Source organism: Nocardia thailandica NBRC 100428, from assembly GCF_000308795.1.
Lineage (GTDB): Bacteria > Actinomycetota > Actinomycetes > Mycobacteriales > Mycobacteriaceae > Nocardia > Nocardia thailandica.
This window is the reverse complement of the sequence record NZ_BAGK01000224.1, coordinates 137,139-158,207: the sequence shown is the minus strand read 5'-3', so window position 1 is coordinate 158,207 and position 21,069 is coordinate 137,139. Positions and strand designations below refer to the sequence as shown.

The 21,069-nt window shown below is 72.5% G+C and carries 19 protein-coding genes; 10 read left to right on the top strand and 9 right to left on the bottom strand.

Annotated elements, in window-relative coordinates; translation table 11 throughout:
- Positions 1–7: 7 nt before the first annotated feature.
- The 3 genes from ON36_RS26390 to ON36_RS26380 form a co-directional block, all read right to left on the bottom strand.
- Positions 8–628 carry an FMN reductase gene (locus ON36_RS26390; protein ID WP_043658906.1) on the bottom strand — a complete coding sequence of 207 codons (621 nt, stop codon included), beginning with the start codon at positions 626–628 and terminating at the stop codon, positions 8–10.
- Positions 625–1,713: an LLM class flavin-dependent oxidoreductase gene (locus ON36_RS26385; protein ID WP_043658904.1), complete on the bottom strand. Its 1,089-nt coding sequence runs from the start codon at positions 1,711–1,713 to the stop codon at positions 625–627. The genes ON36_RS26390 and ON36_RS26385 overlap by 4 nt, the downstream gene beginning before the upstream one ends.
- A gap of 95 nt (positions 1,714–1,808) precedes the next feature.
- The gene (locus ON36_RS26380; RefSeq protein ID WP_373281845.1) at positions 1,809–2,567 is read right to left on the bottom strand and encodes an HAD-IIA family hydrolase; all 759 of its coding nucleotides are present in this window, start codon (positions 2,565–2,567) and stop codon (positions 1,809–1,811) included.
- A 192-nt stretch (positions 2,568–2,759) separates the two neighbouring features.
- Between ON36_RS26380 and fgd the strand changes: the two genes are divergently transcribed.
- Positions 2,760–3,770, top strand: coding sequence for a glucose-6-phosphate dehydrogenase (coenzyme-F420) (gene fgd, locus ON36_RS26375; RefSeq protein ID WP_043658902.1), 1,011 nt, complete (start codon positions 2,760–2,762; stop codon positions 3,768–3,770).
- Between the two features lie 4 nt (positions 3,771–3,774).
- On the opposite strand, the gene ON36_RS26370 is transcribed toward fgd, so the two are convergent.
- Complete coding sequence (locus tag ON36_RS26370; protein ID WP_043658901.1) at positions 3,775–4,281, bottom strand: nitroreductase/quinone reductase family protein; 507 nt, start codon at positions 4,279–4,281, stop codon at positions 3,775–3,777.
- Positions 4,282–4,380: 99 nt separating this feature from the next.
- Here ON36_RS26370 and pta point away from each other — a divergent pair, with 99 nt between their 5' ends.
- On the top strand, positions 4,381–6,459 hold the full coding sequence (gene pta, locus ON36_RS26365; RefSeq protein WP_043658899.1) for a phosphate acetyltransferase: 2,079 nt from the start codon (positions 4,381–4,383) through the stop codon (positions 6,457–6,459).
- On the top strand, positions 6,456–7,652 hold the full coding sequence (locus ON36_RS26360) for an acetate kinase (protein WP_043658897.1): 1,197 nt from the start codon (positions 6,456–6,458) through the stop codon (positions 7,650–7,652). The genes pta and ON36_RS26360 overlap by 4 nt, the downstream gene beginning before the upstream one ends.
- Here ON36_RS26360 and ON36_RS26355 read toward each other — a convergent pair whose 3' ends face one another.
- From ON36_RS26355 to ON36_RS36400, 3 genes are read right to left on the bottom strand one after another with little or no spacing between them, the layout of a single operon-like run.
- Complete coding sequence (locus tag ON36_RS26355) at positions 7,653–10,163, bottom strand: serine/threonine-protein kinase (RefSeq protein ID WP_052314367.1); 2,511 nt, start codon at positions 10,161–10,163, stop codon at positions 7,653–7,655. It abuts the gene before it with no gap.
- 4 nt (positions 10,164–10,167) lie between these two features.
- Complete coding sequence (locus ON36_RS36405; RefSeq protein WP_043658894.1) at positions 10,168–11,142, bottom strand: glutamate ABC transporter substrate-binding protein; 975 nt, start codon at positions 11,140–11,142, stop codon at positions 10,168–10,170.
- Positions 11,139–12,554 carry a GlnX family signal transduction membrane protein gene (locus tag ON36_RS36400; RefSeq protein ID WP_043658893.1) on the bottom strand — a complete coding sequence of 472 codons (1,416 nt, stop codon included), beginning with the start codon at positions 12,552–12,554 and terminating at the stop codon, positions 11,139–11,141. Before ON36_RS36400 ends, ON36_RS36405 begins: the two co-directional genes overlap by 4 nt.
- A gap of 177 nt (positions 12,555–12,731) precedes the next feature.
- On the opposite strand from ON36_RS36400, the gene ON36_RS26340 reads away from it, so the two are divergent.
- Entirely contained in the window at positions 12,732–13,376 is a 645-nt protein-coding gene (locus ON36_RS26340) for an NUDIX hydrolase (protein ID WP_083885434.1), read from the top strand.
- Position 13,377: 1 nt separating this feature from the next.
- On the opposite strand, the gene ON36_RS26335 is transcribed toward ON36_RS26340, so the two are convergent.
- A complete protein-coding gene (locus ON36_RS26335; protein ID WP_043658892.1) occupies positions 13,378–14,274 on the bottom strand; it encodes a helix-turn-helix transcriptional regulator in 897 nt (298 codons plus the stop codon).
- Between the two features lie 102 nt (positions 14,275–14,376).
- Between ON36_RS26335 and ON36_RS26330 the strand changes: the two genes are divergently transcribed.
- Positions 14,377–15,804: an MFS transporter gene (locus ON36_RS26330; RefSeq protein WP_083885432.1), complete on the top strand. Its 1,428-nt coding sequence runs from the start codon at positions 14,377–14,379 to the stop codon at positions 15,802–15,804.
- A gap of 88 nt (positions 15,805–15,892) precedes the next feature.
- On the opposite strand, the gene thiE is transcribed toward ON36_RS26330, so the two are convergent.
- Positions 15,893–16,594 (bottom strand): thiamine phosphate synthase, encoded by a 702-nt coding sequence (gene thiE / locus ON36_RS26325; RefSeq protein ID WP_052314366.1) that lies wholly within the window; start codon positions 16,592–16,594, stop codon positions 15,893–15,895.
- 338 nt (positions 16,595–16,932) lie between these two features.
- On the opposite strand from thiE, the gene thiO reads away from it, so the two are divergent.
- From thiO to ON36_RS26300, 5 genes are all read left to right on the top strand, one after another.
- Complete coding sequence (gene thiO, locus ON36_RS26320) at positions 16,933–18,078, top strand: glycine oxidase ThiO (RefSeq protein ID WP_052314365.1); 1,146 nt, start codon at positions 16,933–16,935, stop codon at positions 18,076–18,078.
- Entirely contained in the window at positions 18,075–18,287 is a 213-nt protein-coding gene (thiS, locus tag ON36_RS26315) for a sulfur carrier protein ThiS (protein WP_043658888.1), read from the top strand. The genes thiO and thiS overlap by 4 nt, the downstream gene beginning before the upstream one ends.
- The gene (locus tag ON36_RS26310) at positions 18,280–19,041 is read left to right on the top strand and encodes a thiazole synthase (RefSeq protein ID WP_043658886.1); all 762 of its coding nucleotides are present in this window, start codon (positions 18,280–18,282) and stop codon (positions 19,039–19,041) included. Before thiS ends, ON36_RS26310 begins: the two co-directional genes overlap by 8 nt.
- 90 nt (positions 19,042–19,131) lie before the next feature.
- The gene (locus ON36_RS26305; RefSeq protein WP_043658884.1) at positions 19,132–20,064 is read left to right on the top strand and encodes an ABC transporter ATP-binding protein; all 933 of its coding nucleotides are present in this window, start codon (positions 19,132–19,134) and stop codon (positions 20,062–20,064) included.
- The gene (locus ON36_RS26300; RefSeq protein WP_043658883.1) at positions 20,064–20,828 is read left to right on the top strand and encodes an ABC transporter permease; all 765 of its coding nucleotides are present in this window, start codon (positions 20,064–20,066) and stop codon (positions 20,826–20,828) included. The genes ON36_RS26305 and ON36_RS26300 overlap by 1 nt, the downstream gene beginning before the upstream one ends.
- Positions 20,829–21,069: the final 241 nt, after the last annotated feature.

Sequence of the window (21,069 nt, the reverse complement as noted above, 5' to 3'; positions counted from 1 at the left end):
GTGCTCCTTAGTTGGTGTTGCCCGCGAGGAGATCCTCGAAGGACGTCGGGGTGGTGAACGGGTCCGCCGGGCGGGCGGCGGGCCGGCCGAGCAGCAGCCCGGCGAATTCTTCGGCGGCACGGCGGATCCGGTCGTCCAGGCCGTGACCGGCCCCGGTGGCCCCCCAGTCGGCGGACGCCGCGTAGACCGAGGTCGGGGCGACGATCGCGCGCAGGTAGGCGAACAGTGGGCGCACCGCGTGCTCGAGCGCCAGCGAGTGGCGTTCGGTGCCGCCCGTCGCGCCGGCCAGGACCGGCATGCCGATGAGCGAATCCGGTTCGAGCACATCGAAGAACGTCTTGAACAGGCCGCTGTAGGACGCGGAGAAGATCGGCGTCACGGCGACGATGCCGTCGGCGGTGACGACCCGCTCGATCGCCTCCCGCAGCGACGGTGCCGGGAACCCGGTGAGTAGGTTGTCGGCGAGGGCGCGGGCGTGGTCGCGCAGGTCGACGAAGTCGAGTTCGACCTCGGCGCCCGCGGCGGTCAGCTCCGTTTCGGTCGCGGCGGCCAGCCGCTCGGCGAGCAGCCGGGTGGACGACGGCTGGGACAGGCCCGCCGACACCACCGCGATGCGGACGCGGGTCACGCGACCACCTCCACCGCGGGGGCGGCGCGCAGCGCGTCGTGGGTGGGCCCGTCCGGCACGTGCGCGGGGCGGTCCTTCGCGAACTCGGCGCGCAGCACCGGGACGACCTCCTCGCCGAGCAGGTCGAGCTGCTCGAGCACCGTCTTCAGTGGCAGGCCCGCGTGATCCATGAGGAACAGCTGGCGCTGGTAGTCGCCGAAGGACTCGCGGAAGGTCAGCGTCTTGTCGATGACCTCCTGCGGGCTGCCCACGGTGAGCGGCGTCTGCTCGGTGAACTCCTCGAGCGACGGGCCGTGTCCGTAGACCGGCGCGTTGTCGAAGTAGGGGCGGAACTCGCGCACCGCGTCCTGGGAGTTCTTGCGCATGAACACCTGCCCGCCGAGCCCGACGATCGCCTGGTCGGCGCTGCCGTGGCCGTAGTGCTCGTAGCGGCGGCGGTAGAGCTCGATGAGCCGCTGGAAGTGGTCCTTGGGCCAGAAGATGTTGTTGGCGAAGAAGCCGTCGCCGTAGTAGGCGGCCTGTTCGGCGATCTCCGGGCTGCGGATCGAGCCGTGCCAGACGAACGGCGGGGTGCCGTCGAGCGGGCGCGGGGTCGAGGTGAACGACTGCAGCGGGGTGCGGAACTTGCCTTCCCAGTTCACGACGTCCTCGCGCCACAGCCGGTGCAGCAGGTGGTAGTTCTCGATGGCCAGGGGGATGCCGTCGCGGATGTCCTTGCCGAACCACGGATAGACCGGGCCGGTGTTGCCGCGGCCGAGCATGAGGTCGACGCGGCCGTCGGCCAGGTGCTGCAGCATCGCGAAGTCCTCGGCGATCTTCACCGGGTCGTTGGTGGTGATCAGCGTGGTCGAGGTGGACAGGATGATGCGCTCGGTGCGGGCGGCGATGTAGCCGAGCATGGTGGTGGGGGAGGACGGGACGAACGGCGGGTTGTGGTGCTCCCCGGTGGCGAAGACGTCGAGGCCGACTTCCTCGGCCTTCTGTGCGATCGCCACCATCGCCTTGATCCGCTCACCCTCGGTCGGGGTGCGTCCGGTCGTGGGGTCCGTGGTGACGTCGCCGACGGTGAAGATCCCGAACTGCACGTGCCCTCCTCGATCCGGTTTGGTTGCCATGGCAACTATAAGTCCGCTGGGCGCTGGGGTATTCCCGTGAGACGTAGCTCACATTCGGATCGTACTCAATCGGCGAACGGGTGGCGGGTGCGGCCGATGAGGTCGGCCACCGAGTCGACGACCACGGTCGGGCGGAAGGGGTAGGCCTCGACCGAGGACTTGGTGGAGATGCCCGAGGTGACGAGCACCGTGCGCAGGCCGGCCTCCAGGCCGGCGATGACGTCGGTGTCCATGCGGTCGCCGATCATCACCGTGGAGCGGGAGTGCGCGCCGATGCGGCGCAGGGCCGAGCGCATCATCAGCGGATTGGGTTTGCCCACGTAGTAGGGCTCCTTGCCGGTGGCCCGGGTGATCAGGGCGGCGACGGAACCGGTGGCGGGCAGCGAGCCCTCCCGGGACGGGCCGGTCGCGTCCGGGTTGGTCGCGATGAACCGGGCGCCCCGCTCGACGAGGCGGATGGCCGTGGTGATCGCCTCGAACGAATACGTGCGGGTCTCGCCGAGCACGACGTAGTCCGGGTCGCTGTCGGTCAGCACGTAGCCGATCTCGTGCAGCGCGGTGGTGAGGCCCGACTCGCCGACGACGTAGGCGGTGCCGTTGGGGCGCTGCTCGTGCAGGAAGGTGGCCGTGGCCAGCGCCGAGGTCCAGATGGACTCCTCGGGGATGTCGAGGCCGGTGTGCCGCAGCCGGGCCTGCAGATCGCGCGGGGTGCGGATCGAGTTGTTGGTGAGGACGAGGAAGGGGATCTCGTTCGCGCGGAGCTCGGCGAGGAATTCGTCGGCACCCGGGATCAGGTGATCCTCGTGCACGAGGACCCCGTCCATGTCGGTCAGGTACGACAGAATCTGATCATCCTTCGGGTTCACACAGCTAATGATCCGCTATATCCGAGCCCGCGGCGTGACGAAACGACGTGATCTCGGCGATGCCGGGCGGAAGCCACGGCGGCGGGGCGATGTTGGCTAGTGTCGTGTGGCAGAGGCCGCGCGACGAAGCGAAACGACAGGAGTGCTGGCATGGTGGAGCTCAAGCTCGGATACAAGGCATCGGCGGAGCAGTTCGGACCCCGGGAACTGGTGGAACTGGCCGTGGCCGCCGAGGAGCACGGCCTCGACAGCGCCACCGTGAGCGATCACTTCCAGCCCTGGCGGCACAACGGCGGGCACGCCCCGTTCTCGCTGGCGTGGCTGGCCGCGGTCGGCGAGCGCACCGAGCGCATCCAGCTCGGCACCTCGGTCCTCACCCCGACCTTCCGCTACAACCCGGCCGTCATCGCGCAGGCCTTCGCCACCTTCGGCTGCCTGTACCCCGGCCGGGTGATGCTCGGCGTCGGCACCGGCGAGGCGCTCAACGAGATCGCCACCGGCTACCGCGGCGAATGGCCGGACTTCAAGGAACGTTTCGCGCGCCTGCGCGAGGCCGTCCAGCTCATGCGCGCGCTGTGGACCGGCGAGCGCACCGACTTCGAGGGCGAGTACTACCACACCGTCGGCGCCTCGATCTACGACGTGCCCAAGGGCGGCATCCCCGTCTACATCGCCGCGGGCGGCCCGGTCGTCGCCCGGTACGCGGGCCGCGCGGGCGACGGCTTCATCTGCACCTCGGGCAAGGGCATGGACCTCTACACCGAGAAGCTCATGCCCGCGGTCGCCGAGGGCGCGGAGAAGGCGGGCCGCTCGCTCGACGCCATCGACAAGATGATCGAGATCAAGATCTCCTACGACACCGATCCCGAACTGGCGCTGGAGAACACGCGCTTCTGGGCGCCGCTGTCGCTGAGCGCCGAGCAGAAGCACGACATCCACGACCCGATCGAGATGGAAGCCGCCGCCGACGCGCTGCCCATCGAGACCATCGCCAAGCGCTGGATCGTGGCCAGCGACCCGGACGAGGCCGTCGCCAAGATCAAGCCGTACCTCGACGCGGGCCTCAACCACCTGGTCTTCCACGCCCCCGGCCACGACCAGAAGCGCTTCCTCGACCTGTTCCAGCGCGACCTCGCCCCGCGCCTGCGCGCCCTGGCCTGAGCGGTCAGGCGCGCCGCAGCGCGAACATCCGCAGGTCGCGGCTGGTGCGCTCGCGGTAGGCGTCGTAGGCGTCGGTCATCGCGACGAAGCGGGGGAACACCCGCTGCTTCTCCGCTTCGTCGACCCGGGTGGCCACCACCGGGATCCGCTCGCCCGCGATGGTGACCGTCGCGCGCGGCTCGGCGAGGAGATTGCCGGTCCAGGCCGGGTGATGCTGCTGCCCGAAGTTCGAGCCGAGCACGTAGAGCACGTCGCCGTCGTGCACCGCGAGCAGCGGCTGGGTGCGCGGCTGCCCGGACTTGCGGCCGGTGGTGGTCAGCAGGATGGTCGGGACGCCGAGCGGCCCGAGCACCGAGAACCGGGCGTCGGTGCGGGCGAGCAGGGCCCGGTCCAGCGGGGTCAGCGCCCGCACCACCCGGGAACCGGCGCGGGTGGACGCGACCCGATTGGCGACACGGGCGAAGGGGCCGCTGCGCGAACCCCACAGTCGTTGCGGGAACTGGGCTGTCATATCGGGCAGCGTAATCACCGACCCGCCGGATCCGCCGGGGGACGGACGCGGTGGCCGTCACGGTGGCTGGGACACCGGAGCGCCGATTAGGCTGCGGTCATGGTCGAACACTTACCGTCCACCGTGTACATCGCCTCGCCGGAGGGCGATACCGGGAAGTCGACGGTCGCCCTCGGCGTGCTGCAGATGCTGTGCGCGACCACCGCACGCGTCGGGGTGTTCCGCCCGATCACCCGCTCGACCACCGAGCCGGACTACATCCTGGAGCTGCTGCTCGAGCACTCCACCGCCGACATCGGCTACGACCAGGCCGTCGGTGTCACCTACGAGGACGTCCACCGCGACCCCGACGCCGCGATCAGCGAGATCGTGATGCGCTTCCACGAGGTCGCCAAGGCCTGCGACGCGGTGGTCGTCGTCGGCACCGACTACACCGACGTCGCCAGCCCGAGCGAGCTGCGCTACAACGCGCGCATCGCGGTGAACCTCGGCGCCCCGGTGCTGCTGGTGGTGCGCGGCGCCGACCGCACCGCCACCGAGGTGGCCCAGCTGGCGGAGCTGTGCGCGACCGAACTGTCCGCCGAGCACGCGCAGCTGGTCGCGATCGTCGCCAACCGGTGCGGCGCGCACGACATCGAGCCCATCGCCAAGGCGCTCGCGGAGTTCGACGTCCCCTCCTGGACCCTGCCGGAGGTGCCGCTGCTCATGGCGCCGACCATGGCCGAGTTGTGCGGCGCCATCGACGGCGAGATGTACAGCGGCGATCCGGAACTGCTGCACCGCGAGGCCCTGCGCATCATGGTCGGCGGGATGACCGCCGAACACATCCTGGAACGGCTGACCGACGGCGTTGTCGTCATCGTGCCCGGCGACCGCTCCGACGTGCTGCTCGGCGTCGTGAACGCGCACGAGGCCGCCGGCTTCCCCTCGCTGTCGGGCGTGATCATGAACGGCGGCATCCGCCCGCATCCGGCGATCGCCCGCCTCATGGCGGGCCTGCAACCGAAACTGCCCATCCTCACCACCGACCTGGGCACCTACGACACCGCCAGCGCCGTGCACCGCACCCGCGGCCGCATGTGGGCGGGCAGCCCGCTGAAGGTCGACACCGCGCTGGCGCTGATGGAGCAGCGCGTCGACGCCAAGCAGCTCCTGGAACGCATCCAGGTGCCGCTGTCGAACGTGGTCACCCCGCAGATGTTCGAGTACCAGCTCATCGAGCGTGCCCGCGCCGACCGCAAGACCATCGTCCTGCCCGAGGGCGACGACGACCGGGTGCTGCGGGCCGCGGGCCGGGTGCTGCAGCGCAAGATCGCCGACCTGATCATCCTCGGCGACGAGACCTCGGTGCGCGCCCGCGCCGCCGAGCTCGGCGTCGACATCTCCGCGGCGAAGGTCCTCGACCCGCGCACCTCCGGCCACCTCGACGACTTCGCCGCCGAGTACACCGAGCTGCGCAAGCACAAGGGCATGACGCTGGAGCGGGCCCGCGAGACCATGGCCGACATCTCCTATTTCGGGACGATGATGGTCTACAAGGGCATCGCCGACGGCATGGTGTCCGGCGCCGCGCACACCACCGCGCACACCATCCGGCCCTCCTTCGAGATCATCAAGACCGAACCGGGCGTCTCGACGGTGTCCAGCGTGTTCCTCATGTGCCTGGCCGACCGCGTGCTCGCCTACGGCGACTGCGCCGTGGTGCCCGACCCCACCAGCGAGCAGCTCGCCGACATCGCGGTGTCCTCGGCGGCCACCGCCGAGCGGTTCGGGATCACGCCGCGGGTCGCCATGCTGTCGTACTCGACGGGGGAATCCGGCAGCGGCGCCGACGTGGACAAGGTGCGGGCCGCCACCGCGCTGGTGCGCGACCGCGCCCCCGAGCTACCCGTGGAGGGCCCGATCCAGTACGACGCGGCGGTCGAGCCCACCGTCGCCAGCACCAAACTCCCCGACTCCGAGGTCGCGGGCCGGGCGACGGTGTTCGTGTTCCCCGACCTGAACACCGGCAACAACACCTACAAGGCCGTGCAGCGCAGCGCGGGCGCCGTGGCCATCGGGCCGGTGCTGCAGGGCCTGCGCAAGCCGGTCAACGACCTGTCGCGCGGCGCGCTCGTCGCCGACATCGTCAACACCGTGGCGATCACCGCCATCCAGGCGCAGGGCGGTGCCGAATGAGCGACGTCGTCCTCGTCCTCAACTGCGGGTCCTCGTCGCTGAAATACCAGCTGCTGCATGCGGAGTCGGCGCGCGTGCTGGCCTCGGGGCTGGTCGAGCGGATCGGCGAGCCCGAGGGCAGGGTGGTCTTCGAGGCCGGGGAGCACACCGTCGAACACACCGGCCCCATCCCCGACCACCGGGCCGGGTTGCGCGCGGCCTTCGACCTGGTGCGCGCCAACGGGCTCGACCCCGCCACGCTCGGCATCGCCGCGGTCGGCCACCGCGTCGTGCACGGCGGCGAGGTCTTCTACCGGCCGACGCTGGTCACCGACGACGTGCTGCGCACCATCTCCGACCTCTCGGTGCTCGCGCCGCTGCACAACCCCGCCAACGTGATCGGCATCGAGAGCGCCGAGCAGCTGCTGCCCGGCGTGCCGCAGGTGGCGGTGTTCGACACCGCCTTCTTCCACGGCCTGCCCGCGGCGGCGAGGACCTACGCGCTCGACGCGAAAGTGGCCGCCGCGCACGGCATCCGCAAGTACGGGTTCCACGGCACCTCGCACGAGTACGTCTCGGGCCGGGTGGCCGAGTTCCTCGGCCGCGACCCGAACACGCTGAACCAGATCGTGTTCCACCTCGGCAACGGCGCCTCCGCCTCGGCCATCCGCGGCGGCACGCCGATCGACACGAGCATGGGGCTCACACCGCTCGAGGGCCTGGTCATGGGCACCCGGCCGGGCGACATCGACCCCGGCATCGTGCCGCACCTGGTTCGGGTGGCCGGGCTGGACCCCGACGACGTGGAGACCCTGCTCAACCGCAACTCCGGTCTCAAGGGCCTGTCCGGCGTCAACGACTTCCGCGAGCTCGGCCGGCTCATCGGCGACGGCGACGCCGCCGCGAAACTCGCCTACGACGTCTACATCCACCGCCTGCGCCGCTACCTCGGCGCCTACATGATCGAGCTCGGCGGCGTCGACACCATCACCTTCACCGCCGGGGTGGGGGAGAACAGCATCGAGGTGCGCGCCGACGCCCTGGCCGGCCTCGAGCGGTTCGGTATCGCCGTCGATCCCGCGCGCAATGCCGTGCGCGCCAGGGAGCCACGGGTTATCTCGCCCGAGGGCGCCGAGGTGACGGCGCTCGTGGTGCCGACCAACGAGGAACTCGCCATCGCGCGCGCGGCCTTCGGCCTGGTCACCGGCTCCTGATCAGAACCACGACTTCGCGCGCATGGCGTTCGCGAGGTCGACCAGCGCGTAGCGATGTTTGCGGCCGGGCGCGCTGCGGGCCAGCGCCCGCAGCCCCTTCTCGGTACCGGCGCGCAGCTGCTGCTCGGCGAACGGCGCGCCGAACAGCTTGGCGTCGGGCCGTTTCGGGGTGTTGCCCGCGTGCAGCCAGGCCAGGGCGCTGCCGCGGACCAGGGTCTGCATGAGGACGGTGCGGATCTCGGCGGGCGGCAGCCCCTGGGCGCGGGCGGCCGCCAGCCGCAGCGTGGTCTCGTCGAGCTCGGCCACGGGGGCGCTGGTGAGCAGCAGCAGGATCGCGGTCGTCTGGGCCGTGGGGAAGTGGCGGGAGGCGGCGGGCACGTCGTCGAGCGCGTGCACGGCCTCGCCGACCCGGCCGACGACGGCGAGCTGCCGCGCCAGCCCGAACGCCGCGCTCACCACGGCGCGGTCGGTGCGCCAGACGGTCGCGTAGAAACGCTCGGCGTAGGCCCGCCACTGTTCGGGATCGTCGGATTCCCAGTGCTGCAGCACCAGTTCCGCCGTGGCGGCCAGCGCCAGCTTCGGCGCGATCTCGCCCGGCAGCGCCCGCAACACCTGCTCGAAACTGGCGAAGGCGGCCTCGTAGTCCATCTCGAGCAGCTGGGCCTGGCCGGTGAACCAGTCGACGCGCCAATCCGGTTCGTCGTCCACCCGCTCCAGCAGATGCAGGACCGCGGCCGACTCGCCGAGTTCGAGCCGGGCCCGGATCTCGGCCAGCAGCAGCTCGAATTCCAGTGTCTCCGGGATGTTCTCGGGGTCGGCGCCGGCCCGTTCACGCGCCTCGTGCAGGGCCTCGAGCACCCGCTCGGGCTCGGGGTGCACCGTGCTGGCCAGCAGCGGGGCGGCCGGGTCGGCCGGATCCAGCAGCGGGAACGGCAGGGCCGCCACCACGTCGCGCGAGTCGAGCAGCGGGGACCGGGCCGCGCCGTCGAGGTACGCGTCGGTCTGGCTGATCAGCTCCTCGGTGCCGAAACTGGTCCGCTGCGGACTGAACACGGTGGACAGCTGCGGGTGTTCGGCGCCCGTGTCGAGCGCGAGCACCTCGCGCAGGACGCCCGCGAGCTGCGCCGACATCACCCGGGCGCTCGGGAAGCGCTGCGCCGGATCGGCATCGGTGGCCGTGGCGAGCAGCTGATGGAACGACTCGTAGCGCGCGAGCAGCGGCTCCTGCGCCGGGTCGGGGAGGCCGTCCAGGTAGCGGCCGTGTTCGGTGGGCAGGTGCAGGCTCAGGGCGGCCAGGGTGCGCCCGACGGTATAGATGTCGGAGGCGATCGTCGGGCCGGTCTGCGCGATCTCGGGCGCCTGGAAACCCCGGGTGCCGTAAAGGTTCCCGTACGCCTCGATGGTGGCGACCGCGCCCAGGTCGATCAGCTTGACCTGGTCCTCGGTCACCATGACGTTGTCGGGCTTGAGGTCGTTGTAGGTCAGGCCGATCGAGTGCAGGTAGTCGAGCGCGGGCAGGATCTCGAGCACGTAGGCGATCGCCTCGGCGATGGGCATGCGCTCGTCGCGCGGCCGGTTGTCGAGGATGTCGCGCAGCGAGTGGCCGCCCACGTACTCCATGACGATGTAGCCGAACGGCGACCCGTCACCGGCGGTGTGCTCGACGAAGTTGTGGATCTTGACGATGCTCGGATGCGCCACCTCGGCCAGGAACTGCCGCTCGGCCATGGCGACCGCCTGCGCCTCCGCGTCGCCGGTGTGCAGCAGGCCCTTGAGCACCACCCACCGGTCGCTCACGTTGCGGTCGATGGCCAGGTAGATCCAGCCGAGGCCGCCGTGGGCGATGCACCCCTGGATCTCGTACTGGCCGGCGACCATGTCGCCCTGATGCAGCGAGGGCCGGAAATCGTAGGGCGCCTGGCAGGTCTCGCACACCCCGGCGGTCGTCGCCGGATGCGACGCGGTGGTCCGGCCGACCGGATTCCCGCAGCGCCAGCAGAACCGCCGACCCTCCGAGACCACCGGGTCCGCCAGCACCGCGTCACGCGGATCCGCGGGCGGCACCGTGGCGATCGGCACCAGGCCCGCGCCGAGTCTGCGCGTCGGCCGCGACCGTGCCGTCCGCACGCTCCGCCCGGACCGGCCCGTCTGCTCGGGCCCCGTCTGCTCCATGGGGAAGGAATGGGTGCCCTGGCCGGGCTCGTCGGCCGGAACGGCCTGCGTCGCGGGCGCTTCGGCCGTGCCCCGTCCCGGGGCCTGCCGAGTGGCCGGGGGTTCGGTGATCGGTTGCGCCGGTCCCGGGGCCCGCTGGGTGGCGGGTGTGTCCGCGCCGGTCGGCGGGCGCCGGGAAACCTGTTCTGTGGCAGGCGGTTCGGTCGCGGGATGGCCGATGACGGGGAGGGGGCGGGTGTGATCGTCGTCGGGTTCGGGCTCGGGCAGGCTCCAGCCGCCCGGCAGGGTGCCGCCGGGCTGCGGCGGACTGGCACTCTTGCGCGTGGGTTCCTGCGGCATCGGCTCAGTCCTGGTAGCGGGGCGCGGGCGGGGCGGGCGTCTCGCCGAGCGAGGACAGCCACCGGCGGTGGATGCGGGTCCAGGTGCCGTCCGCGCGCAACCGGTCGAGGGTACCGTTGACGAAACGGACCAGATCGTCGTCGCCCAGCGGGATGCCGATGCCGTAGGGCTCGGCGCTGATGCTCTCGCCGACCACCTCGGTGTAGGGGTCCTGCGCGGCCAGCCCGGCCAGGATGGCGTCGTCGGTGCTGACCGCGTCGACCTGTCGCTGCTGCAGGACCACCAGGCAGTCCGCCCAGGTCGGGACGGTCAGGACCGTCGCGGCCGGCTGGTCCTGGCGGATGCGGTCGAGCGAGGTGGTGCCGCGCGCGACGCACACCCGCTTGCCCGCCAGATCGGCGATCCCGCCGATCCCGGAGTTCTTCATCGCCAGCACCCGCTGCTGGGCCAGCAGGTAGACCGTGGAGAACGCGACCCGCTTGCGGCGCTCGCAGGTGATGGTCATGGTCTTCGCGACCAGGTCGACGGTGTGGTTGATCAGCGCCTGCTCGCGTTCCTCGGAGGACAGGCTGCGGAACTCCACCAGGTCCGGGTTGCCGAGCAGGTCGCGCGCGATCTCGCGGGCGATGTCGGCGTCGAAACCGGTGATGCGGCCGCTGAGCGGGTCGCGGAAGCTGAACAGGTTGCTGCCGGTGTCGAGGCCGACGATCAGCCTGCCGCGCGCCCGGATGGCGTCGAGCGCCGGTCCGCGCGCGGCGGAGCCCGACCCGTTCGGGCGCAGGCTCGCGGTCGGGTCCCCGCACTTCTGGTCGACCCGGGGCGGGACGGGACTGTCGCTCGGCACCGGGGACGCCTTGGCGGGCAGCGGCGCCTCGGTGTAGGAGACGCGGTCCTCGTGGGGTTCGGGGTCGATCGCGCAGCCGGGCAGCGCCGCGGCCGCCACGAGCAGCACGGCGAGCCCGGCGCGGCGGGCGTTCACCGGTACTCCCGCAGCCGGGGCCACAGTCCGAGGCCGACTCCCACGGCGCCGACGATACCCAGCACGAACGCGCCCGGGGTGAGCAGCAGCAGGACGTCGACGGCCTGGTCGACCCGCGAGCGCAGGGTGTCGCGGGTGGCGGTGCCCGCCGTGTCGAGCGCCCGGTCGAGGGCGTCTATCTGGGCGGCGGAATCGGCGGCGCTCGGGCCGACGGCGACCGCCGCGGCGCCGGTGAAGTCGCCACGGGACAGCGCGTCGTTCATCCGCTGGTGGGCGGTGCGCCAGCGGTCGACGGCGGTCCGCGCCTGCTCGACCTCGGCGCCCGCGGGCGCGCCGCCCGGGTAGTCGCGCAGCAGCGTCGTGAGCCGGGCGAAGTGGTCGTCGAAGGTGCGGTCGTAGTCGCCGGTCGCGTCGCGGCGGACCAGCTTCAGCACCTCGGCGGTGCGCGCCTGCTGGGCCAGGATGCGGGCCTCGGCGAGCTGGGCGGTCGGGGTTGCGCCGTCGTCGCGGCAGCGGATCATGGCCACCGCCGACAGCGAGCCCGCGACCACGGTCCACAGCAGGACGAGCGCGAGCGCGCCGGTGGCCACCAGCAGGCCCGCGTTGAACACCCGCCGGGAGCGCCGGGCCAGCTCGACCTGGACCCACACCAGCGCGCCGAGGGCGACCAGTACCAGCACGATGGCGACCCAGGGCGGCCGCACGTGCCGGGACTGCGCGGCGACCACCGCCTCGGCCCGGTGGTCCTCGAGCTCCTCGGCCATCGGCAGCAGGACGCCCTGCATGTGGTTGGACGCCTCGCTGAGATAGGCGGCGCCGACCGGATAGCCGTTGCGGTTGTTGGCGCGGGCCGTCTCGATCAGGCCCGCGTACACCGGGAGGCCGGTCGCGATGCCGGTGCGCAGGCGGCGGTCGCTGTCCTCGTGGCCGGTCACGTGCCCGGCCTGGGTGACCAGATCCGCCGACGCCTCGCCGAGGGCCTGGGTGTAGCGGTTGCGCACCGACTCCGGCTCGATGCCGCCCGCGAGGAAGGCCGTGCCCGCGGCGGCGTCGGCGATGGACAGCGAGGCGTAGAGGCGATTGGCCGAATGGGCGTCGGGCTCGGTGTCGTCGAGCAGGACCGCCAGCGCTTCGCGGCGGTCGCCGACGGTCAGCGCGGTGACCGTCCCGGCGGCCACACACAGGACGATCAGGACCAATCCGGCGGCCACGAGTTTGCCCGGCGACGATCCGGCGAAACTCGCGAAGCGGTGCGGATCCAGCTGCGCGCGCAGCGCGCGGACGTCGGGCGCGGGCGGCCGGGTCGACGGCGACGGGGTACGGCGCCTGCGCGGCGGCGGGGTCCCGGCGGGCGGCGAAGCGGGCGGCAGCGCGGTCGCGCGCACCGTCGCCACCTGCGATGTCGCCGCCATCGGCCGGGCACCGCGCGCCCCGGTCGCACCGGGTACCGCTTCGGCCATGATTCACCTCCCCGACGGACCGCACACCCCTGTCAGGCGTGAAGTTTATTGTGGTCATACCGATGGCGCAGCCCACCGCGGACCCCCGTGCCGGTTGCTGTGGGGCTGCTACGGGAAAGAGAGTGCCACATGCGCGGTGACGGTGACGGCTGGTCGGACAGTCCCGGCGGGGTCCGGCACTGGGGGCGTTTCGGCGCCGCCGGGCTGCTGCTGCGCGCCCCGCTGCCCAGCGGCGGATCGGCCGTCCTGCTGCAGCACCGGGCGGCCTGGAGTCATCAGGGCGGCACCTGGGCGCTGCCCGGCGGCGCCCGTGACAGCCACGAGACCGCCCGGCACGCCGCGGTGCGCGAGGCCTTCGAGGAGACGGGGATCGCCGCCGAGCACGTGCGCGTGCGCGCCGAACGGCTGACCATGACCGCGCCGAGCGGCTGGACCTACACCACCGTCGTCGCCGACGCGTCGCGCCCGCTCGACACCGTCGGCAATCCCGAGAGCGACGCGCTGGTCTGGGTCCCCGAGGACGAGGTCACCACGCTGCCGCTGCACCCCGGCTTCGCCGCGGCCTGGCCCGGCCTGCGCGCCCGGCCGCTGCGGGTCGCGCTGCCCGCCGCCGACGACGACCTGGCCGCCGCGCTGCCGCGCACGCTCGACCTGCCCGGCCGCGGCTTCCTGTGGCTGCACACCGCGCCCGACGGACCCGGCGACCTGGTCGAGGTCGGGGCGGGGCACGACGAGAACGCCCCCCGGCTGACCAGGGAGCACCTGCTGTCCTGACTCAACTGGCCGAATGGAATCGCTCGCGGTGGTCGAGCAGCGGGCCGAGCCGCTCGTTCTCGTCCATCGCCAGCAGGGTGTGCAGCTTGGTCCACTCGGCGTCGCAGCGCGGCGTGAAGACCTGCACCCAGGCGCCCTCGATCACCGGCAGGGACATGCTGGTGACGTGGAAGTCGAGCGCGCCGACCGCCAGGTGCCGGATCATCTTGGTCCGGTTGGCGGGCACGGCGACGTCGTTGCGCGCCCACAGCTCGCGGAATTCCGGGCTGTGGGTGTGGAGTTCGTCGATCAGCGCGGTCCAGGCCGGATCGTCGAGATGCTTGACGTAGGCGCCGCGCAGGTAGGCCACCATGCGGCGCAGGTCCTCCACGTCGTGGTCGTAGGGATTGCAGCACGCCGGGGTGAGGAAGACGCGGCGCAGCACGTTGCGCTGGCCGTCGAGGAAGCCGGGGCACAGGGCGCGGTAGGCGTCGTTGTAGGCGAGGATGTCGTAGCGCGCGCTCAGCAACGCCGCGGGCAGCGGGCAGAGCTGATCGAGGATGCCCTGGAGCGCGGGCGGCAGGCCGACCTGCGCGTGCGGGCTCGGCACCACCGGCACGTCGGCGAGCCGATACAGATGCGCCTTCTCCACCGCGTCCAGCCGCAGGGTGCGCGCGATCGCGTCCAGCACCTGGACGCTGGCGTTGATCGGCCTGCCCTGTTCGAGCCAGGTGTACCAGGTGACGCCGACCCCGGACAGCTGCGCGACCTCCTCGCGCCGCAGACCCGGTGTGCGCCTGCGCGGCCCGCTCACCAGACCGACGTCGCCGGGTGCGATCCTGGCCCGGCGTGACTTGAGGAAGCCGCCCAGCTCGGCCCGTCGCGTACTGCCGGAGGGGACTGCGGCGATCTCGCTCATGGTCCGATCATCTCGCGATCCGGGTACCGGTATCCAGGTAGTGGCAGTACCAGTGTCACGGGACTCCTGGTACCGGTGCGGCGGCGGCCCCAGGATCGAACGATGACTCGCACGCTTCCCGCGGATCCGGCGCTGCTCGCGCCGACCGCTCCCGAGAGCAGCCGCCGGCCACTGGCCGTGCTCCTGGTCATCCTCACCGGCCAGTTCATGGCCGTGCTCGATTCCGCCATCGTCAATGTCGCCATTCCGTCCATCCGCACCGATCTGCACACCAGCGGGGCGGCCCTGCAGCTGATCGTCGCCGGGTACGTCATCGCCTACGCCGTCCTGCTGGTGACCGGTGCCCGCCTGGGCGACCGGATCACCCAGCGCACCACCTTCGTCGCGGGTCTCGCGCTGTTCACCGTCGCCTCGCTGGCGTGCGGGCTGGCGTGGAACGAACTGTCGCTCATCGTCTTCCGCTTCCTGCAGGGCGTCGGCGCGGCGGCCATGGTCCCGCAGGTGATGACCCTGATCCAGCGCACCTTCACCGGCGCCGCGCGGGCGCGGGCGCTGAGCCTGTACGCCGCGATCATCTCCGGGGGCATGGTCGCCGGGCAGATCCTGGGCGGCGCGATCGTCAGCGCCGACGTCGCGGGCAGCAGCTGGCGCGGCGTGTTCCTGGTGAACGTGCCGATCGGGCTCGCCCTGCTGGCCGTCGCGCCGCGGGTGCTGCCGGTGACCGTGCCGCGCACCGACCGCAAGCTCGACGTGCCCGGGCTGGTCACGCTGACCGTCACGGTGCTGCTGCTGGTGCTCCCGCTGGTGCTCGGCCGCGAGCTGGGATTCCCGCTGTGGGCGTGGATCAGCCTGGGCGCCGGTCTGATCGGGCTCGGGGTGTTCGCCGCCGTCGAGCGTGCGGTCGCCCGCCGCGACGGGGAACCGCTGTTCGCCCCGCAGGTGCTCGGCGCGCCCGGGCTGCTGCTGGCGGCGGCCACGCTGCTGGTCATCATGGCGACCTTCGGCGGCTGGCTGTTCGTGACGGCCATCCACCTGCAGTCCACCCTGGGGTACAGCCCGCTGCACTCGGGACTGCTCATGCTGCCGATGGGCGTCACGTTCGCGCTGGCCAGCATGAACTGGGAGCGGGTGCCGAAACGCTGGCACGCCACCATGATCCCGGCCGGCCTCGTGCTCTCGGCGCTCGCGCTGGCCTGGCTGGCCCTGATCATCCGCGACGGAGCGGGGATCGGCGTCGCCGCGCTCACCGCCTACGCCGTCGCGGGCCTCGGCAACGGGATCGCGTTCAGCCCCTTGATGACCCGCACGCTGGCCAAGGTGCCGATGAACCTGGCCGCCGACGCCAGCGGCATCCTGGTGACCAACGTGCAGATGGGCATCGTGGTCGGCATCGCGACCTTCGGCTCGCTGTACCTGGAGATCACCGGGGACACCGTGTCGTCGGCGGCGCGCGCGGCCGGCCTGATCGACGTCGTGTTCGCCGCGTTCTTCCTCGTCGCGGCGGGGCTCAGCGTCCGCGCCGCCCGCTGAGCGTCCCGTGCCCCGCGGCGCCGGGCCTCGTCGAGGACGGGGTCCGGCACCGTCGCGCGGTCCGTGCGCGCCCGCGCGGCGTGCCGGGCTAGACCGCGGCCGCGGTCAGCGCCTGCTTCAGCGCGCGGGCCGCGGCCTCGGGATCGGCGGCCTCGGTGATCGCCCGGACCACCACGACGCGGTCCGCGCCCGCCGCGAGCACCTCCGGCAGGCGTTCGCCGTCGATGCCGCCGATGGCGAACCAGGGCAGGGTCGGGTGGGAGTCGGCGGTCGAGCGCACCAGGTCGATGCCCGCGGCCTGCCTGCCGGGCTTGGTCGGGGTGGTCCAGACCGGGCCGGTGCAGAAGTAGTCGAGGTGACCGTCGATGGCGGCCAGGCCGGCCTGGTTGCGGTTGTGCGTGGAGCGGCCGATCACCACGTCGGGGCCGAGGATCTTGCGCGCGTAGGCGGGCGGCAGGTCGCCCTGGCCCAGATGCAGCACGTCGGCGCCCGCGGCCAGCGCGATGTCGGCGCGGTCGTTCACCGCGAGCAGCGCGCCGTGCCTGCGGCAGGCGGCCTTGATCTCGGCGAGCGCGCCCAGTTCGGCCTTGGCTTCGAGCGGCCCGAACTCGCGCTCGCCCGCCGACCCCTTGTCGCGCAGTTGCACGATGTCGACCCCGCCCGCCAGGGCCGCGTCGACGAAGCGGGCCAGGTCGCCCTTCTCGCGGCGGGCATCGGTGCACAGATACAGCCGCGCGGTCGCCAGGCGGTCACGCGGCGGCAGGGCGCGGTTGGGGTGGTGGGGCTGCACCCCCTCGACGGTAGTCGCGCTAACGTTGGGAAGCGAACACGACAGTCCGGCGAGTGACCGCCGATCCGCCGGCGACACCGGCACCCGGTCACGCACCGTCGCGGGTCGACCGGCCGGAACGCCGGCGCGCCCGTCACCCGGGCGACGACGCCGACGACGGCCGCGCCGGGACGGACCGGACGGACGCCGCCCGCGGCCGCCGGCCGATCCGGCCCCCGCGCCCGGCGCCGTCGCCGCGGAACGGCCGGCGCGGCGGCCCACCGAGACCGCGAGCCGAACGGCGGAACGGGCGGACAGCACTGGCGACGAACGAGGCAGAAGTGACAGGGGTGACAGGGATGAGCGCAGTGAGCGGCGGCTCGCGCGCATCGGCCCGCACCCTCGCCGTCGTCGGGGGCGGCGCCGTCGGGCTCGCGGTGGCCTGGCAGGCGGCCGAAGCGGGCTGGACGGTCACCCTGTACGACCCGGCCGGCGACGGGGTCGCCGACGGCAGCCCTGGCACGCGGGCCGCGTCGTGGGTGGCGGGCGGCATGCTCGCCCCGCTGTCGGAGGGCTGGCCGGGGGAGGAGAAGGTCCTCGCCTTCGGGGCCGCCGCGCTCGGGCACTGGCGGCGTTTCGGCGCCCGGCTCGCCGAGGTCACCGGCGAATCCCCCTACGTCGCCGCCGAAACGCTCACCGTCGCCCTCGACGCGGCGGACGCCGCCGACCTGCGCACCGTGGCCGACTGGATCGCCGGGCACGGTCACGACCTGCGCCTGCTCGACCGCGCCGGCGTCCGCGCGCTCGAACCCGCGCTGGCCCGCTCGGTGCGCGCGGGTCTGCTGGCCACCGCGGAACCCGCCATCGACAACCGCCGGGTGCTGCGGGCCCTGCGCACCGCCTGCCGCGCCGCCGGTGTGGAATTCCGCGCCGAGGAGGTCGCGGCGCTGGACGATCTGCCCCAGGCCAGGGTGGTGCTCGCCGCGGGAGCGCGCAGCGCGCTGCTGTGGCCGGGCCTGCCGGTGCGGCCGGTCAAGGGCGAGATCCTGCGGCTGCGCCGCCGTCCCGGCGTCACTCCGCCGCCGGAACGGGTCGTCCGGGCCCGGGTGCACGGCCGTCCCCTGTACCTGGTGCCGCGCGCGGACGGCCTGGTGGTCGGCGCCACCCAGTACGAGGCCGGCTTCGACGCCGCCGTCACGGTGGCGGGCGTCCGCGACCTCGTCGCCGACGCCGAGGCGATCCTGCCCGGCCTCGGCGAATACGAGCTGGCCGAGGCCGCCGCGGGCGCCCGGCCGGGCACCCCGGACAACCTGCCGCTGCTCGGCCCGCTCGACGACCGCGTGGTCGCCGCCACCGGCCACGGCCGCAACGGCATGCTCACCCTGGCCCTCACCGCCGCCGTGGTCCCCCCGATGCTGGACGGGGAGATCGCGCCCGAGGCCGAGAGCGCCTCACCCCAGAGATTCCCGGCATCCCAGTTGTCCCCCGCAGGAGTAGCCCGATGAGCAGCATCCCGATCGGCGTCACCGTCAACGGCGCCGACCACGAATTCGCCGAACCGCTGAGCGTGCGCGAGCTGCTCACCCGCCTGGAACTGCCCTGCCAGGGTGTCGCGGTGGCGGTCGACGGCGCGGTGTTCCCCAAGTCCCGCTGGGACGAGCAGGTCGGCCGCGGCTGGACCATCGAGGTGCTCACGGCGGTGCAGGGTGGCTGAGCTCGAACCCCTCGTCATCGCGGGCAGGGAGTTCGGCTCCCGGCTGATCATGGGCACCGGCGGCGCCGACAACCTGACCGTCCTCGAGGAGGCGCTCGTCGCCTCCGGCACCGAGCTCACGACGGTCGCCATGCGCCGCGTCGACGCCGCGGGCGGCACCGGCGTGCTCGACCTGCTGAAGCGGCTCGGCATCATGCCGCTGCCGAACACCGCGGGCTGCCACACCGCCGCCGAGGCCGTGCTGACCGCGCGCCTGGCCCGCGAGGCGCTCGACACCGAGTGGGTCAAGCTCGAGGTGGTCGCCGACGACCGCACCCTGCTGCCCGACCCGATCGAGCTGCTCGACGCCGCCGAGCAGCTGGTCGACGACGGTTTCAAGGTCCTGCCCTACACCAACGACGACCCGATCCTGGCGCGCCGCCTCGAGGAGGCGGGCTGCGTCGCGGTCATGCCCCTCGGCTCACCCATCGGCACCGGGCTCGGGATCGGTAATCCGCACAACATCGAGATGATCGTGTCCGCGGCGGGCGTGCCGGTCATCCTGGACGCGGGCATCGGCACCGCCAGCGACGCGACCCTGGCCATGGAGCTGGGCTGCTCGGCGGTCCTGCTGGCGACGGCGGTGACGAGGGCCCGTGATCCGCGGCTGATGGGCGCCGCCATGGCCGACGCGGTGCGCGCCGGTCACCTGGCCCGCCACGCGGGACGGATACCGAAACGTTTCTGGGCGCAGGCCTCCTCACCGGCCCGGTGATCACCCCGAGACCGGATCATCCTCGAGGATGACCCGACTCGCGACCTGACGGCGACGCACGGAGCCCGCCGGTGCGGTTGACTGGGTGCCATGATCGAGCTGAGAGGCCTGACCAAGACATACGGCCAGACCGTCGCAGTCCGTGACCTCACCTTCACCGTCCGTCCCGGACAGGTGACCGGTTTCCTGGGTCCGAACGGTGCCGGCAAGTCGACCACGATGCGCATGATCCTCGGCCTGGACACCCCGACGGCCGGCACCGCGCTGATCAACGGCAAGCCCTACAACGGCATCCCGCGTCCGCTGACCGAGGTCGGCGCGCTGCTGGACGCCAAGTGGGTGCACCCGAACCGCTCGGCCCGCGCGCACCTGCGCTGGCTGGCCGCGGCCAACGACCTGCCCGCGAGCCGGGTGGAGGAGGTGCTGCGGCTGGTCGGCCTCTCCGAGGTCGCCAACAAGAAGGCGGGCGGGTTCTCCCTCGGCATGTCCCAGCGGCTCGGCCTGGCGGGCGCTCTGCTGGGCGACCCGCAGGTGCTGCTCTTCGACGAGCCGGTCAACGGGCTCGACCCCGAGGGCATCCTGTGGATCCGCCGCTTCATGCAGCGCCTCGCCGCCGAGGGCCGCACGGTGCTCGTGTCGAGCCACCTGCTCTCGGAGATGGCGCAGACGGCCGAACACCTGGTCGTCATCGGGCAGGGTCAGCTGATCTCGGACACGTCCACCGCCGACTTCATCGCCAAGGCGTCGGAGAACTCGGTCCGGGTCCGCAGCCCGCAGCTCGACCAGCTGCGCAGCCTGCTCACCTCCAATGGCATGACCGTCCGCGAGGACGGCGATCAGGCCCTGGTCGTGGCCGGGGTGACCAGCGACGAGGTCGGCAAGCTGGCGGGCGCGAACAGCATCACGCTGTTCGAGCTGGCGCCCCAGCAGGCCTCGCTGGAGGAGGCGTTCATGCGGATGACCGGCGGCGCCGTGCAGTATCACGGCGCAGCCGTCGACCAGGTGATGGGAGGTGCGCTCTGATGGGCGTGTTGACAGCGGAACGGATCAAACTCACCTCGACCCGCTCGCCGTGGTGGTGCTCGGCGTCGGTGGTGGTCATCGGCCTCGGCATCGCCGCGCTGTTCGCGGCCATCGCGCGGTCGACGTTCGGTGACCCGGACGCGCCGCCGGACATCCTCACCGTCGGCAACGCCCTGTCGGGCGTGTCCGGGCTCGGCGTGATGGTGCTGATGATCCTGGCGACGCTGACCGTCACCAGCGAGTACCGCTTCGGCATCATCCGCACGACGTTCCTGGCCACGCCGAACCGCTCGGCGGTCGTGATCGCCAAGGCGCTGCTGACGGCCGCGCTGGCGGCGGTGCTGACGCTGGTGCTCGCGTTCGCGGCCTTCGCGCTGGCCAAGGTCATCGCGGGCGGTGACGCCGGTCAGCTGCTCGTCGTCGACGGCAACTGGCGGGCCATCCTCGGCGTGCCGGTCTACGCGGCGCTGTGCGCGATCCTGGCGGTCGGCGTCGGGTTCCTGCTGCGGCAGTCCGCGGCGGCGATCTCGCTGCTGATCCTGTGGCCGCTGCTGGTGGAGAGCCTGCTGAGCGCGTTCGGCAGCTTCGGCCGCACGGTCGGCCCGTTCCTGCCCTTCGCCAACGCCAACCGTTTCCTCGGGGCGGGCGACGCCAACCCGGACTACTGGCACTGGAACGCCTGGGTCAGCATCGTCTACTTCGCGGTGTTCGTCGCCGTCATCTTCGGCGCGTCCCTGTTCGTGGTGAACAAGCGCGACGCCTGAGACCAGGCCCGGGCCACCCTCGCATCGGCCCGGGCTTCCGAGGATCGCGGACCTTGTCGGGAGGTCGCCGCGATCCGGCCGTCCAGCCACCGCTGCCCGGTGGCCGGGGGGTTGAGAGAACCGTCGGTCCGATGTTCGCCACATCGGGCCGGCGGTTCTCTGCGATACCCTCGTCTCGTGAGTGAAAGGCCTTCCGGCGGGAACGATCCGGCACGGCGGCGCGACGCCGCGGCGGAGCTGG